The organism is Vibrio navarrensis, from assembly GCF_000764325.1.
GTDB classification, from domain to species: domain Bacteria; phylum Pseudomonadota; class Gammaproteobacteria; order Enterobacterales; family Vibrionaceae; genus Vibrio; species Vibrio navarrensis.
Map to the genome: position 1 here is coordinate 530,171 of NZ_JMCG01000002.1, position 15,208 is coordinate 545,378.

The 15,208-nt window shown below is 48.5% G+C and carries 15 protein-coding genes; all 15 read right to left on the reverse strand.

The features are described from left to right. Positions 1-51: 51 nt before the first annotated feature. Positions 52-690: a ribonuclease HII gene (gene rnhB, locus EA26_RS16775; RefSeq protein WP_039430275.1), complete on the reverse strand. Its 639-nt coding sequence runs from the start codon at positions 688-690 to the stop codon at positions 52-54. A 2-nt stretch (positions 691-692) separates the two neighbouring features. Then, positions 693-1,841, reverse strand: a complete 1,149-nt coding sequence (gene lpxB, locus EA26_RS16780) for a lipid-A-disaccharide synthase (protein WP_039430276.1) — start codon at positions 1,839-1,841, stop codon at positions 693-695. Positions 1,842-1,934: 93 nt separating this feature from the next. After that, positions 1,935-2,723: an acyl-ACP--UDP-N-acetylglucosamine O-acyltransferase gene (gene lpxA, locus EA26_RS16785; RefSeq protein WP_039430278.1), complete on the reverse strand. Its 789-nt coding sequence runs from the start codon at positions 2,721-2,723 to the stop codon at positions 1,935-1,937. Position 2,724: 1 nt separating this feature from the next. Next, positions 2,725-3,177, reverse strand: a complete 453-nt coding sequence (gene fabZ, locus EA26_RS16790) for a 3-hydroxyacyl-ACP dehydratase FabZ (RefSeq protein ID WP_039430280.1) — start codon at positions 3,175-3,177, stop codon at positions 2,725-2,727. Between the two features lie 93 nt (positions 3,178-3,270). Beyond that, positions 3,271-4,305 carry a UDP-3-O-(3-hydroxymyristoyl)glucosamine N-acyltransferase gene (gene lpxD / locus EA26_RS16795; protein WP_039430281.1) on the reverse strand — a complete coding sequence of 345 codons (1,035 nt, stop codon included), beginning with the start codon at positions 4,303-4,305 and terminating at the stop codon, positions 3,271-3,273. An 8-nt stretch (positions 4,306-4,313) separates the two neighbouring features. Further along, complete coding sequence (locus tag EA26_RS16800; RefSeq protein WP_039430283.1) at positions 4,314-4,823, reverse strand: OmpH family outer membrane protein; 510 nt, start codon at positions 4,821-4,823, stop codon at positions 4,314-4,316. Positions 4,824-4,838: 15 nt separating this feature from the next. Further along, positions 4,839-7,253, reverse strand: a complete 2,415-nt coding sequence (gene bamA, locus EA26_RS16805; RefSeq protein WP_039430284.1) for an outer membrane protein assembly factor BamA — start codon at positions 7,251-7,253, stop codon at positions 4,839-4,841. A gap of 45 nt (positions 7,254-7,298) precedes the next feature. Further along, positions 7,299-8,657 carry a sigma E protease regulator RseP gene (gene rseP / locus EA26_RS16810; RefSeq protein WP_039430286.1) on the reverse strand — a complete coding sequence of 453 codons (1,359 nt, stop codon included), beginning with the start codon at positions 8,655-8,657 and terminating at the stop codon, positions 7,299-7,301. Continuing rightward, the gene (gene ispC / locus EA26_RS16815) at positions 8,654-9,862 is read right to left on the reverse strand and encodes a 1-deoxy-D-xylulose-5-phosphate reductoisomerase (RefSeq protein ID WP_039430288.1); all 1,209 of its coding nucleotides are present in this window, start codon (positions 9,860-9,862) and stop codon (positions 8,654-8,656) included. The genes rseP and ispC overlap by 4 nt, the downstream gene beginning before the upstream one ends. 55 nt (positions 9,863-9,917) lie before the next feature. Continuing rightward, a complete protein-coding gene (locus tag EA26_RS16820; protein ID WP_039430289.1) occupies positions 9,918-10,760 on the reverse strand; it encodes a phosphatidate cytidylyltransferase in 843 nt (280 codons plus the stop codon). A 12-nt stretch (positions 10,761-10,772) separates the two neighbouring features. Next, entirely contained in the window at positions 10,773-11,528 is a 756-nt protein-coding gene (uppS, locus tag EA26_RS16825) for an undecaprenyl pyrophosphate synthase (protein ID WP_039430290.1), read from the reverse strand. A 96-nt stretch (positions 11,529-11,624) separates the two neighbouring features. Continuing rightward, complete coding sequence (frr, locus tag EA26_RS16830; protein ID WP_039430291.1) at positions 11,625-12,182, reverse strand: ribosome recycling factor; 558 nt, start codon at positions 12,180-12,182, stop codon at positions 11,625-11,627. Between the two features lie 100 nt (positions 12,183-12,282). Then, positions 12,283-13,005 (reverse strand): UMP kinase, encoded by a 723-nt coding sequence (gene pyrH / locus EA26_RS16835; protein WP_039430292.1) that lies wholly within the window; start codon positions 13,003-13,005, stop codon positions 12,283-12,285. A 209-nt stretch (positions 13,006-13,214) separates the two neighbouring features. Further along, the gene (gene tsf / locus EA26_RS16840) at positions 13,215-14,057 is read right to left on the reverse strand and encodes a translation elongation factor Ts (RefSeq protein WP_039430293.1); all 843 of its coding nucleotides are present in this window, start codon (positions 14,055-14,057) and stop codon (positions 13,215-13,217) included. Between the two features lie 130 nt (positions 14,058-14,187). After that, positions 14,188-14,916: a 30S ribosomal protein S2 gene (gene rpsB, locus EA26_RS16845; RefSeq protein ID WP_039430295.1), complete on the reverse strand. Its 729-nt coding sequence runs from the start codon at positions 14,914-14,916 to the stop codon at positions 14,188-14,190. Positions 14,917-15,208: the final 292 nt, after the last annotated feature.

The window sequence follows — 15,208 nt, forward strand, 5'->3', positions numbered from 1 at the left end:
TTCAGGTTAATTCTACTATCGGAGCGCGAGTTTACCACCCAGCAGCCCTCTTCACTGCTTCTTTTCGAGCGCTTTTCTAACGGGGGCAAAACTTTTTCGATGCTGTGCAATCACGCCGTGCTGCTCGATGGCCGCAAAATGGGCAGCGGTTGGATAGCCCTTGTGTTGGGCGAAACCAAATTCAGGATGAAGCTTATCGAGCGCCTCCATTTCTTGGTCGCGTACCACTTTGGCGATGATCGATGCGGCGCTGATTTCAGCGACACGCAAATCGCCTTTGACGACGGCCTGGCTATCCATGGCAAGAGAAGGACAGCGGTTGCCGTCAATCAGCACCAAATCGGGCGTCACGGCTAAGCCAGCAACCGCACGCTGCATCGCCACCATAGTGGCTTGCAAGATATTGAGCTGGTCAATTTCTTCCGGCGTACAACGGCCCACCGCCCAAGCGAGTGCTTTCTCTTTGATCTCAGGAAACAAGGCTAAGCGTTTTTTTTCACTCAGTTTTTTCGAATCGTTGAGCCCTGCAATCGGATTGTTCGGGTCTAGGATAACCGCCGCAGTGACGACATCCCCCACTAATGGGCCACGGCCCACTTCGTCAACGCCCGCCACAAACTGGTAACCTGCTGGGTATTCGAACGGTGGAAATTCTACTTTCGCCTTGGTTGTTTTCGCTTTAACCGCCATGTTTAATCTCTATTTTCAATCAGGTTCAATACCGCGTTGGCGGCTTGCTGATCCGCGTCTTTGCGAATCCAATGGTGCATTTCGGTAAACTTGTTCAGCATCGATTGGTTGTTGCCTTCAAGTAAGCGCGAGACTTCCGCACACAGATTTTGCGGCGTACAGTCATCTTGCAAATATTCTTTGACTAGCTCTTCACCAGCTAAAATATTCGGCAGTGAGACATATTCCGTTTTCAGTAGACGTTTAGCTAAAAAGGCCGTCAATGCGTTCACGCGGTAACCCACCACCATTGGCCGTTTGAGTAACATGCATTCGAGTGCAACGGTCCCCGAAGCCAACATCACGGCATCCGCGGCGGTAATAACATTGCGCGCGGTGTCATCGACTAACTTGAACTCCAGCTCCGGCGCATATTGCTGCCATGCTTGCTCAAACTGCTGGCGGCGTTTTTGATTGACGAGCGCCACCACAAAACCGAGATCAGGATATTGCTGATGCAGCAATTTACAGGTTTCGATAAAGGTCGGCGCTAACATTTTCAGCTCACTGCCACGGCTGCCGGGAAGTACCGCCAGCCACTTTTTCTCTTGTTCAAGGCCAAGCAATGCTCTGGCTGCCGCTGGCTCAGATTGCAAAGGAATGGCATCCGCCAAGGTGTGGCCGATAAACTCACAAGGCACATCGAACTTGTCGTAAAACGCCTTTTCAAACGGTAGAAAAGCAAGAACTAGGTTGGTCGCAGCCTCTATCTTGAAGATGCGTTTTTGACGCCATGCCCAGACGGATGGGCTGACATAGTGCACAGTTTTGATGCCTGCATTTTTGAGATCAAGCTCTAAGCTCAAGTTAAAATCAGGCGCGTCAATGCCAACAAACACATCTGGTGGATTTTGCGTGAAGTAGCGAACTAGCTCAGCTTTCACTTTGAGCAGACGTGGCAATCGGCCAAGAACCTCCACCAAGCCCATAACCGCCAACTCTTCCATGTCGAATAGTGACTGACAGCCTTGCGCGATCATTTTTGGTCCGCCGATGCCGACAAACTCGGCATCCGGGTAGCGCGCTTTCACTGCTTGAATAAAGCCTTCACCTAAGGTATCTCCTGACAGTTCGCCCGCAACGATACCAATTCGTAGTGGCTTGTTTAGCATGTTTGCTCACCTTCTTTTTATCGAACGCTAAAAACGCAAAAAGACCGCCATCTCAGACGGCGATCTTTTAATCATTATTGCAGCAAAGCGTGATTAGCGAATAATGCCACGCTGCGACTTTTCCAAGAAATCAAGGAACAGAGCCACCGCTGGAAATTCCTCTACATCTTTGGCGATCTCTTCTTTGGCCGCTTCGAGCGTTAAACCACTGCGGTAAAGCGCTTTGTATGCACGGCGAATCGCCAAGATCTCTTTCTTCTCGAAACCACGGCGCTTAAGCCCTTCAACGTTAATACCGAAAGGTGCACAGTGGTTGCCTTGCGCCATCACATATGGTGGCACATCCTGTACCACAATAGAGCCACCGCCCAGCATACAGTGATCGCCGATATGGCAGAACTGGTGAATCGCTGACATACCGCCGATGATGGCTTGATTGCCGATTTTAACGTGGCCAGCCAGCGTCGCGTTGTTGGCGAAGATACAACGGTCGCCAATCACACAATCGTGCGCCACGTGGGCGTTAATCATAAACAGGTTGTCACTGCCGACAATGGTGATGCCTTTGTCCTGCACCGTGCCACGATGCATGGTCACGCTTTCACGGATGGTGTTGCGATCACCGATAATCAGTTGAGTATCTTCACCTGCGTATTTGAGATCTTGGCAAGCTTCACCAATCGAAGCAAACTGAAAAATGCGGTTGTCTTTGCCAATTTTGGTTGGGCCTTTCACAACCACATGAGAGAGCAGTTCAGTGCCCTCACCAATTTCCACTTTACTGTCTACGTAGCAAAATGGACCTATTTTGACGTTCGCGCCAATGACAGCGCCAGCCTCGATCACTGCGGTTGGGTGGATTTGTGCCGTTGCATCAATCATATTAAAACTCTCTGCGCGCGCACTTCAGTTCTGCGGAGCAAACCACGTCGCCGTCGACTTTCGCTACACCCGTAAAAGCCGCAATACCACGACGCTCTTTTAAGAACTCCACTTCAATGATCAGTTGATCACCTGGCAGAACAGGCTTGCGGAACTTGGCGCCATCTACACTAGCAAAGTAGTAAAGCTCATTTTCAGCCGGAGCGCCAAATGATTTAAAGGCCAGCAGGCCAGTTGCCTGAGCCATGGCTTCCAGAATCAACACGCCTGGAAAAACCGGAAGTTGAGGAAAATGACCTGTAAACTGAGGTTCGTTTACCGAAACGTTCTTGATAGCGTGAAGATATTTTTCTTCTTGGAAGTCGATAACACGGTCAATCATCAAGAATGGGTAGCGATGAGGTAAAAGCTCCTGAATTTCAGTGATATTCATCGTTCTCTTTTCAGTAGTCAAAGTCTTATTCCTATATCAATACTGTATATATAGCGCGCCATTATAGAAGAAAAAGACTCGCAGTTCGCGAGTCTTTACAGAGAAATCACTTAATTATTCTGCTTTCTCTTGCTCGCCAAGGCACTTTTCAACCGCTTTCAAACGTTTGTTCATCTCATCAATGCGATGAACACGAGCGGCGGTTTTACGCCACTCTTTGTTGGTTTGAAGCGGGATACCAGACGAGTACATGCCTTTTTCATCAATACTGCGCATCACCATGCCCATGCCAGTAATGGTGACACCGTCGGCGATGGAAATATGCCCATTGATCACGGAAGCGCCACCAATAGCACAGTACTTACCAATCTTAGTACTGCCGGCGACGATTGTACCACCGGGCATTACGGTACCATATCCGATGTGCACGTTGTGCGCGATTTGCAACTGGTTGTCTAGGATGACGTTATCTTCAATCACAGTATCGTCGAGCGCACCGCGATCTATGGTGGTACAAGCGCCGATCTCCACCCGGTTGCCAATGCGAACAGTGCCAAGCTGAGGAATTTTGATCCACTCACCCTTATCATTGGCATAGCCAAAACCATCCGAGCCAATCACCGCTCCCGATTGAATCAGGCAGTCTGTACCGATTTGTACTTGATGATAAATAGTGACATTAGCCCAAAGCTTCGTGTTGTTGCCTAACTTGGCATTTTTGCCAACAAAACAGCCTGCACCAATAATGACGTTATCGCCAAGTTCAACCCCGCTTTCAATCACAGCGTTGGCCCCAACGGCAACGTTTTGCCCGAGATTAGCATCCGCCGCGATCACCGCAGACGGCGCGATGCCCTCCGCGGGTTTTGGTGTGGTGTCTAATGCTTGTGCCACTTTTGCAAAAGCGACGTAAGGGTCATTCACCACCAGCGCATTGCCACTGCAATGCATGAGTTGATCGGCTTTAACCATGACCACCGTGGCACGGCAGTCAGCTAAGTGTTTGGCATATTTCGGATTCGACAGAAAGGTCACGTCCCCTTCTTGCGCCTTATCCATTGGAGCTACCTGCGATACGGTTGCCGTTGCATCGCCGTGTAACTCTCCCCCGGTTATTGCTACTAATTCAGCTAATGTCAGTGTCATCATAAGGATTACTATTTGATTGCTTTAATCACTTTCTCTGAGATGTTGTACTCAGGGTTACCATATTGAAGCGCTGTGGTATCAATCACTAAATCATAGCCTTCTTTTTCAGCCACGGCTTTCACCGCATCCTGAATCACTTTAAATAGCTTTTGCTTCTCTTCCGCTTCACGGCGAGCGCTTGCCTGCTCTAAAGCCTGTGCTTTGATTTTGTATTTGCTGTCGAGCTGGCCAATTTCAATGCGCAGTTTTTCCACTTCCTCTTGGCCAAGCAGTTCACCGTCACGTTTCAATTTTTCAATTTTAATCTTTGCTTCCGCTTGGATCGCTTGTAGCTCAGCCGCTTTATCTTTGAACTCTTCCTGTAATTTCTGTAGTACGACTTCACGCTGCGGCAAAGCTTGAAATACCTGAGCGGTATTGATGTAACCAACCTTTTGTGCTGCTTGTGCCGCATTGGCAAACATAGAAGAACTCAGAAGTAGAAGGCTAACTCCAGCCGCTTTGATCATGTTTTTCAAAATTATATCCTCTGTTTAGAAGGTTCTGCCGATTGTGAAAGTGAAGAATTCTTCGTCGTCACCTTCGTAAATTTTAACGGGTTTAGCCAAGGAGAAGACCAGTGGTCCCATCGGTGACATCCATTGCAACGCCACACCATAGGATGAACGGTACTGAGTCGGATCTGAGTAGTCGTAGTAATACTGGTTACCGTAATCCGCACCTGAACTGCGGTAATCAAACTCGGTATCCCACACACTCGCCATATCAAAGAACAGGCTAGTACGAACTTGGCTGCGTGCTTCGTCCGAGGCAAATGGCGTAGGGACAATCAGCTCAATGCTCGCCAGTGCAATGGCGTTGCCGCCGACCGAGTCGTCGGTTGCGGTATCAGAGCCGTTATTTGAGCCGCTGTAATCACGATAGACTGCTTTCGGCCCCGCCGAGTTTGAGCCGAAACCGCGCAAGGTAGTAAAGCCGCCTGCGTAGTAGTTCTCATAAAACGGGAACAGGTTGTCGTTGCCATCAGTTTTGCCATAGCCGTTACCATAACCTAAACGTCCACGCAGTAGCAGGCTAAACTCGTGCTTTTTGGTCAATGGAACATACTGTCTCACGTCGTACTGCATCTTAAAGTACTGCACGTCAGAGCCCGGAACGGTCACTTTGTAAAACGCGCGCTGATGGTTCCCCGCCGTTGGGAAGTAGGTACGGTTGAGGTTATTGCGCGTCCACGACAGTGTAATGTCAAAATCGTTGGTATTGAGTGCTCCACTCGAATCAATATTCGACTCTTGCGCTTGCAGGAACTGCTCAACTTGCAGGTAAGGCGACAAGTTACCGATCTTGTTATGGGTATAGCCCACACCAAGTTCGAAACGGTTGAGCTCATCAAATGGGAAGCCCCAAGTTAAGTTGGCACCGTAACTTTGGTTGGTATAGTCAACGATACCCGCTTCAGACGCTTCAAATTCGTTGTAAAAAACCTTCCCGCCTAAGCTGACACCATCTAGGTTCCAGTAAGGGTCGCGATAATCTAAGCTGATATTCTTTTGGTACTTGTTGGTCATCGCACTGATGCCAACGCGATTACCGGAACCAAGGAAGTTGTCTTGCTGTAGACCGACTTGGAAACTGACGCCAGATTCCGTACCAAAGCCCACCCCAAAGTTGACGCTTCCTGAGTTGGCCTCTTTGACGTTGTAAACCAAATCCACCTGATCGTCACTGCCAGGAACACGCACAGTTTGCACGTCCACGGTTTCAAAGAAACCAAGACGGTTCAATCGGCTCTTACCCGTTTCAATCGCTTTGGAGTTGAGCCAGCTGCCTTCCATCTGGCGCATTTCGCGTCGCAGCACTTCGTCACGTGTCGAGTTGTTACCGGTAAAACGAATGTCACGCACATAGATTCGATTACCCGCTTCAACATGGATGACCAGCGAGACTTGCTTGTTTTCGTCATCGAACTCAGGAATGGTGCTGACTTTCGGGTAAGCGTAGCCCGCTTCACCTAAAACGCGTTTGATGTTTTCTTCTAGTGTGGTGACCATAGAACCGTTGTAGGTTTCACCCGACTCAAATGGCACTAGCGCTTTGAACTCATCTTCTTTACCGATCAGTTCACCACGAAAGTTCACCTCTTTCACTGAGTAAGGCTCACCTTCTTTAAGGCCCAACGTAATGTACACGCCTTTTTTATCGGGAGAGATAGAAACTTGGGTGGAATCGACGGCAAACTTGAGATAACCCCGATCCAAGTAATAAGTTCTCAGCGCTTCAATATCGCCTGCAAGCACCTGCTTTTGGTACTTCTCGTCAGCGAGGAAATTCCACCAAGGCACATCCACGTTCAAGTTGAAACGCGACAACAGGGTTTCATCAGAAAACACTTCGTTGCCGATAAAATTGATCTGCTGAATTTTGGCGGACACACCTTCACTGAAGACAAACTTCAGATCTGCGCGATTGCGAGGCAGGGGCGTGACGACTGCTTTTACCGAAGCGTTGTATTTACCTACGCTATAGTAAAAATCCTCCAGCCCTTTTTCGATGTTACTTAACGTGGTGCGATCGAGCGCTTCACCAGCACGAATGCCAGACGCATCAAGGTTTTGCTTAAGTTGCTCTTCTTTGATCGCTTTGTTGCCAGAAAAAGAGATGCTGGCAATAGTTGGGCGTTCTTTCACTTGCACAACCAGTACATTGCCATCACGCAGCACTTTCACATCCTCAAAGTTGCCGGAAGCGTAAAGCGCACGAATGATGCCGGCGACGTCTTGCTGTTCTAGCGTGTCACCCACACGGACTGGCATTTTCAGCAGTGCCGCACCCAGTGCAACACGTTGTAAACCTTCAATTTTAATGTCTTGTACAACAAAGTTTTGGGCGCCGTTCGCGGATACGCTGGTGGCCAATAATGTTGCGAACAGAATTTGCTTGATCGCCATAATTGTTCTAATTGTTCCTTGCTACTGCTCTTTGTCTCTGAACCATCACAGACGCGTAAAATCGTTAAATAAGGCTAACGCCATGAGCGAAAAAATCACCGCCGCACCGATACGGTACCCCATTTCCTGCACTTTTTCAGGAACAGGACGACGGATGACGGCTTCAATGGCGAAAAACAGCAGGTGTCCACCGTCCAACATCGGCAGTGGCACCAAGTTAATAATGCCCAAGTTGACACTGATCAGCGCCAAAAAGCCGAGAAAATAGACCAAACCGTAATCGGCGGTTGCTCCAGCGCCTTTAGCGATGGAAATCGGCCCACTCAGATTATTCAGCCCCACATCACCCGTGATCAGCTTTTTCAGCATACTGACCGTCAAGTCAATCACCTGCCCCGTTTTCTCTACGGCTTTGCCGAAAGACTCGAATACACCAAATTGCAAATCGAAGCGATAACTTTCTGGCCATTGTGCGACTTCAGGAGCAATCCCTGCAAAACCGATCGATTCACCACTTTTGATCTCTCGGATATCCGGCGTGATGGTGAGATGTAGCGTGGTGCCATTGCGCTCCACTTCAACCTCAAGGGTTTGGCCAGGATTGCTGCGCACCCAATTCACCACTTGTTCCCAAGCCGTGATCGCTTGGCCATTTATCGAGATAAACTTATCACCGATTTGTAGCCCTGCTCGCTCACCCGCACTCCCTTGAGATACATTCGCCAACCGGGTCATTATCTCTGGGGTGTAAGGCCTAAAGCCAAGAGATTGCATCGCCGACTCGTTTTCTGGGTCAAATTCCCAGTTGCGGATATCGACGACAAGGGTTCGCTCAAAGCCAACCTCGTCGGCTGGCGACACCGTCAATGTCATACTGGAATCGCCAATATGAGAGATTAACTGCATGTTAACTGATTCCCAATCGGGTGTTTTGATACCGGAAACCGCTTTAAGTTCCATGCCTGGCTCAATTCCTGCCTGAGCGACAATAGAACTGCTGGTTACCTGACCAATCACCGGCTTAACCGCGGGTACACCAATCAAAAAAACCAGCCAATAGGCAAAAATAGCAAACAGGAAATTAAAGATTGGGCCAGCGGAGACAATCGCTGCGCGTTTCCACAACGGCTTGCGATCAAACGCAAACTGTTTCTCTGCCTCCTCAATCTCATCGACTCGGCCATCGAGCATTTTGACATAGCCACCGAGTGGAATAATGGCAATACTGTACTCGGTGCCATCTTGGCCCGTCTTACTCCAAATTGATTTGCCAAAACCAATGGAGAACTTCTCCACCTTCACGCCACAGCGACGTGCCACCCAAAAATGGCCAAATTCATGCACTGCCACCAAAATGCCCAGGGCAACAATAAAAGAGGCTAAATTCCATACAATATCCGTCATCGTACACACTCTCTAATGGCTTCAACGGCAAAGGCTCTGGCTATTTTATCCAGCTCAAGCAAGCTTTCCAAGTTATCCACATGATGCGCTGAACTCTGTTGGCAAATGCGGTTGAGTACTCGCTCGTTAATACGAGCAATGTCTGTAAATTTAAGTTGATGCTCTAAGAAGGCTTGCACAGTGATTTCGTTGGCGGCATTGAGCGCCGTGGTCGCCTGCTGGCCGAGGTAGCACGCATCCATCGCCAATTCGAGGCAAGGATAACGGGCAAAATCGGGCTGAATGAACGTTAGCTCGCCAACTTGGCTAAAATCCAGTGGTTTCACATTAGTGGGGATACGCTCGGGATAGGATAGCGTCAACGCGATTGGGGTCACCATGTCAGGTTCTCCCATCTGCGCCAGTACCGAACCATCGATGTACTGCACCATGGAGTGAATCACTGATTGGGGGTGAATGATCACTTTAAGCTGCTCTTTGCTGGCATTAAACAGCCATTTGGCCTCGATGTATTCCAACCCTTTGTTCATCATGGTGGCGGAATCGACCGAAATTTTTCGTCCCATAGACCAGTTAGGGTGTGCAATCGCCTGCTCAGGGGTCACGCTTTCTAACGCTGCGACATCGGTATAACGAAATGGGCCGCCAGAACCCGTGAGCAGAATGTGGTTAATGCCGTGCATAGCGAGATCGCAGCGGCCCAAATTGGTTTGCACTGCCTGTGGCAAACACTGAAAGATCGCATTGTGTTCACTGTCGACTGGTAGCAATTGTGCGCCTGATTTAGCGACTTCATCGATAAAGAGTTGCCCAGACATCACCAGCGCTTCTTTATTGGCCAGCAGAATGCGCTTACCCGCTTGAACGGCAGCCATCGTTGGCAACAAACCAGCAGCTCCGACAATCGCAGCCATCGCGCAGTCGACTTCATCAAGCGATGCCACGTAACACATCGCTTCTTCCCCTGCTAAAACCTGGGTCTGAGGCGACGAACTGACCAGTAAGCGCTGTAAACGCTGCGCCGCTTCCGCCGAAGCCATTACTGCATACTGTGGTTGCCATTTTTCGCAAAGCTGCTGCATTTTTTCCACATTGGAACCCGCAGCTAGAGCGACCACAGCAAAGTGTTCTGGGTTTTGTTCCACCACTTTTAGTGTGCTGGCTCCAATTGAGCCTGTTGCACCAAGAATCGTTAGCTTTTGCATAACTGTTGACCGAATAAAGAAGCAAAGGGGAAATGCCTCATCTCCCCCTTAAAAATCAGAACAAGAGATAAAGAAGGGCGAAGATAGGAAACGCTGCTGTTAAGCTGTCAATGCGATCCAAAATTCCACCATGACCTGGGATCATATTGCTGCTGTCTTTGATTCCAGACTCGCGCTTAAACATACTTTCCACCAAATCACCCAGTACGGAAATCACCACTGTGGCAAAGGTAATCAGAATCATGTGCACCGGGCTGGCAAAGTGGATGTCAAACAGTTTGGAAAAAATCCAGCCGACCACGATCGCGGTAATGATGCCACCAACTAAACCCTCAATCGTTTTGTTAGGGCTCACATTGGGCGCCATTTTACGCTTACCCATACTTTTACCAGCAAAGTAGGCACCGCTGTCTGCAGCCCAGACCAACAAGCAGACAAACATCACTAACTTAGCACCATGGTACGGAGAAGTATCTATCTCACTCGCGCGCAAAATGATCACGCTCCACAAAAAAGGGATCAGAGTGAGAAAGCCAAACAGATGGCGCAATGGCTTACTGCCTTGCCATGTTTGTGTCGACTTGGGGTAAGTAATCGCAAGCACACTGGCATAGAGCCACCATGTTGTGCCCGCACTCAGTATCAGCAGATGCGGCCAACCAATATGGTTAAGACTGACCGATTCGGGAGAGATGAGAAAAAAACTTGCCACGGTGGCAATGACTGCTGGGATCATTGCTTTCACACGAGAGCCTGCATCGACAAATTGTGTCCACTCCCAAAAACCAGCGAGTAGCACTAAGGTTAACGCGACGATAAATAACGGCAGAGATAACTGAAAAATCCCTAAAATGACCAAAGGTGCAAGAATGAGTGCGGTTATTATTCTTTGTTTCAAACTGAATGATCCTTATTGTGTACTCATCAGGGCTTTGATTTGTTCGCCAGTGAAACCAAAACGTCGCTCACGATTGACAAACCAAGTGATCGCCTCCACGAGGCTATCTTCACCGAAATCCGGCCAATAGACCGGCGTAAAGTACATTTCTGCGTAGGCCATTTGCCAAAGCATAAAGTTGCTGATGCGGCATTCACCACTGGTGCGAATCAGAAGATCGACATCCGGTAAATCGGCCATCGTCAGATGCTGAGCAATCTTGTCCTCATCGATATCGCTGGCAGCGAGCTTTCCTTGCTCGACCTGTTGTGCGAGTTTTTGCACCGCCTGAACGATATCCCACTTCCCGCCATAATTCGCGGCAACATTAATCATCATCCCAGTGTTGCCTGCGGTGAGTGTCTCCGCCTCGGCAATTTTCTTTTGTAGTCGTTCGCTAAAGCGACTGGTATCGCCGATGATGCGTAAACGTAAGTTATTCTTATGTAGCTTTTTTATTTCACTGGAGAGCACAGTGATAAAAAGCTCCATCAGTAAGCCGACTTCGTCTTCGGGACGACGCCAGTTTTCACTACTGAACGCAAAAAGTGTGATGGCTTGAATATTGAGTTTAGAGGCCGCTGCGATGGTTTTACGTACTGCACTAACGCCTTTTTTATGACCAAAAACGCGTGGTTGACCTTTGGACTTGGCCCAGCGGCCATTACCGTCCATGATGATGGCAATATGCTTTGGAAGAGATTCCACGAAGAGTTGAGAATTTTGCATAGAGAATTAGTCGAGTTCCATCAGTTGGACAGGGTAACACAAAAAAACGCTGTGCTGCGAGCACAGCGTTTTCCAACAGTGATGTAAACGAAAGTATTAGACTTCCATTAACTCTTTTTCTTTAGCAGCAAGAACATCATCGATCTTCTTCACTGCGGCATCGGTCAGCTTTTGAATCTCGTCTTGTGCTTTACGCTCTTCATCTTCAGAGATCTCTTTATCTTTTAGTAGCGCTTTCAGATCGCCGTTGGCATCACGACGAATATTACGTACCGCAACACGGCCACCTTCCGCTTCACCGCGAACGATTTTAACCAAGTCACGACGGCGCTCTTCTGTTAGCGGTGGCAGTGGAACGCGGATGATGGTGCCAGCTGACATTGGGTTTAGACCCAGATCAGACATCATGATCGCTTTTTCGACTTTCTGCGTCAGTTCTCTATCAAAAACAGTGATCGCCAGAGTACGAGCGTCTTCAGCAACTACGTTAGCCACTTGGTTAAGTGGTGTCGGAGCACCGTAATAATCGACAGAAATGCCAGAAAGTAGGCTTGGATGCGCACGACCCGTACGAACTTTAGACAAAGTATTTTTCAGCGCTTCAACACTTTTTTCCATGCGCTCTTGCGCGTCTTTTTTGATTTCGTTAATCACGGTTTCACCTTAAAAAATGTCATCTTTCCTGAAGAAAGCTTACAAGGGTTCAGTAAAGCGAAACGCCATCCGACACACGAATGACGCCAACTCAGGTTTACTAGCTAATCAGCGTACCTTCTGCTTCACCCATCACCACGCGACGTAGAGCGCCTGGCTTATTCATATTAAATACACGGATAGGCATTTTGTGATCGCGAGCCAGAGTAAATGCGGCTAAATCCATCACTTTTAGTTCTTTATCAAGAACATCGGCGTAAGCCAGTTTATCATACAGCTCTGCGTCTGGATTGGCTACCGGGTCTGCGCTGAATACGCCATCCACTTTCGTTGCTTTGAGAACCACATCGGCCTCAATTTCGATACCACGCAAACACGCGGCAGAGTCGGTCGTGAAGAATGGGTTGCCCGTACCCGCAGAGAAAATCACCACGCGGCCTTGACGCAGTTCGCGAATCGCGTCTGCCCAATTATAGTCATCACATACCCCTTTCAGTGGGATGGCAGACATCACTCGTGCATTTACGTACGCACGGTGCAGTGCATCACGCATCGCTAGGCCATTCATGACCGTTGCCAGCATACCCATGTGATCGCCCACAACGCGGTTCATGCCCGCTTCAGCAAGGCCAGCACCACGGAATAGGTTGCCGCCACCGATCACCACGCCGACTTGCACACCCAGTTCAACCAGTTCTTTGACTTCCTGCGCCATACGATCCAAAACTGCAGGATCAATACCGAAACCTTCAGAGCCTTGCAGAGCTTCACCACTCAGTTTTAACAGAATACGTTGATACGCTGGTTTTGGGTTCGTAGTCATGGAGTTTACCTTCCAAAAGAGAGTTGTCGATTAACAGTCATGGGTTGAGATTGAGTGTCTAGCACACCAATTTCATTTTTCGCTTGGCCACTGTGACTTTACATCGGCAGTGAGCAATCCCAATTCATGACGGCTAATAAATAGGCCGTTTATTCGTAAAAAGACCGCAGCCATGGCCACGGTCTAATCTTTGCACAAATCTCTAAGGATTAACCTTTCTGAGCCAGTGCTACTTCTTCAGCGAAGCTTAGGCCTTCAGCTTTCTCGATGCCTTCACCCACTTCTAGACGAACGAAAGTAGAAACTGATGCGCCGCGCTCTTTTAGGATCTCAGCAACAGTTTTCTTTGGTTCCATAACGAAAGGCTGACCAGTTAGTGAAACTTCGCCAGTGAATTTCTTCATGCGGCCTTCAACCATCTTCTCAGCGATTTCTTTAGGCTTGCCTTCGTTCATCGCGATTTCAACTTGAACTTCACGCTCTTTCGCTACTACGTCTGCTGGTACGTCTTCTGGATTTACGTACTCAGGACGAGATGCTGCTACGTGCATTGCGATGTGTTTCAGAGTTTCTGCGTCGCCTTCACCAGCAACAACAACACCGATTTTCTCGCCGTGACGGTAAGAAGCAATTGCAGTACCTTGAGCGTACTGAACGCGACGGATGTTGATGTTTTCACCGATCTTAGCAACTAGAGCAACACGCTCTTCTTCGAATTTAGCTTGTAGCTCTTCGATAGACGCTTTAGATGCCAGCGCTTCAACTGCAACTTTGTCTGCGAATGCAGTGAAGTTACCATCTTTAGCAACGAAGTCAGTTTGACAGTTAACTTCAAGAAGTACTGCAACACCGTTTTCGTCTTTGATGAAGATTGCGCCTTCAGCTGCAACGTTGCCCGCTTTTTTAGCCGCTTTTGCAGCGCCAGATTTGCGCATGTTTTCAATCGCTAGTTCGATGTCGCCGTCAGTCTCAACAAGCGCCTTCTTACATTCCATCATACCTGCGCCAGTACGTTCGCGCAGTTCTTTTACTAGAGCAGCAGTAACAGCCATTCTCTATTCCTCAGTTAATTCTGGATACGGTAAAAATCAGGGGCCTACTTTTCGGCCCCTGATGCTAACTATAACTTAGCCTGTGCTACAAACAGGTTGCAAACAGGCCAAGTGTGACACAGAGCCGCTATTATTCAGCTTCTACAAAACCGTCTTTTTCAGCTACTGCTGCTACGTCTTTGTTACGGCCTTCAGTAAGAGAAGTTGCCGCTGCGTTCAGGTATAGTTGAACTGCACGGATTGCGTCGTCGTTGCCTGGGATGATGTAGTCAACGCCGTCTGGGCTAGAGTTAGTATCTACTACTGCGTATACTGGAATACCCAGGTTGTTCGCTTCTTTGATTGCGATGTGCTCGTGATCAGCGTCGATTACGAATAAAGCGTCTGGTAGACCGCCCATATCTTTGATACCACCAAGAGATTTCTCAAGCTTCTCCATTTCACGAGTGCGCATTAGAGCTTCTTTCTTAGTTAGCTTGTCGAAAGTACCATCAGTTGATTGAACTTCTAGCTCTTTCAGACGCTTGATTGACTGACGTACAGTTTTGTAGTTAGTCAGCATACCACCCAACCAACGGTTGTTTACGTAGTACTGGTTGCTAGCGATAGCAGCTTCTTTAACAGCTTCAGATGCAGCGCGTTTAGTACCTACGAAAAGAACTTTACCTTTCTTCTCGCCAACTTTTACTAGCTCAGCTAGTGCTTCGTTGAACATTGGTACCGTTTTTTCTAGGTTGATGATGTGAACGCGGTTACGTGCGCCGAAAATGAATGGCTTCATTTTTGGGTTCCAGTAACGAGTTTGGTGACCGAAGTGAACACCCGCTTTCAGCATGTCGCGCATTGATACAGTTGCCATTTTAAAATCCTCTATGGGGTTAGGCCTCCACATCCCCCATGCATCCGACCCTAACCTTTATGGCGGGCACCCCGGAACATGTGTCGGAATGTGTGTGATTTAATAAAAAAAGTTTAGTGGAAAAAACCCGCTTCGCCGAACGTAAATCGCAAATTCGAAGAGAACAGACTTCATTTCCGGCGCGCTTTATACCATATTTTGCCTCTCTATGGCAAAAAAAAAATTGGCCAACCCCTAGAGCTGAACTCCATGGTGCAAATCCTGCAGGGCTTTATCAACCTCTCATGCATCA

Coding starts and splice junctions, on each gene's coding strand:
- rnhB (WP_039430275.1), bottom strand. CDS start 690: ATGGCGGTTAAAGCGAAAACAACCAAGGCGAAAGTAGAATTTCCACCG.
- lpxB (WP_039430276.1), bottom strand. CDS start 1,841: ATGCTAAACAAGCCACTACGAATTGGTATCGTTGCGGGCGAACTGTCA.
- lpxA (WP_039430278.1), bottom strand. CDS start 2,723: ATGATTGATGCAACGGCACAAATCCACCCAACCGCAGTGATCGAGGCT.
- lpxD (WP_039430281.1), bottom strand. CDS start 4,305: ATGATGACACTGACATTAGCTGAATTAGTAGCAATAACCGGGGGAGAG.
- bamA (WP_039430284.1), bottom strand. CDS start 7,253: ATGGCGATCAAGCAAATTCTGTTCGCAACATTATTGGCCACCAGCGTA.
- rseP (WP_039430286.1), bottom strand. CDS start 8,657: ATGACGGATATTGTATGGAATTTAGCCTCTTTTATTGTTGCCCTGGGC.
- ispC (WP_039430288.1), bottom strand. CDS start 9,862: ATGCAAAAGCTAACGATTCTTGGTGCAACAGGCTCAATTGGAGCCAGC.
- uppS (WP_039430290.1), bottom strand. CDS start 11,528: ATGCAAAATTCTCAACTCTTCGTGGAATCTCTTCCAAAGCATATTGCC.
- pyrH (WP_039430292.1), bottom strand. CDS start 13,005: ATGACTACGAACCCAAAACCAGCGTATCAACGTATTCTGTTAAAACTG.
- tsf (WP_039430293.1), bottom strand. CDS start 14,057: ATGGCTGTTACTGCTGCTCTAGTAAAAGAACTGCGCGAACGTACTGGC.
- rpsB (WP_039430295.1), bottom strand. CDS start 14,916: ATGGCAACTGTATCAATGCGCGACATGCTGAAAGCGGGTGTTCACTTC.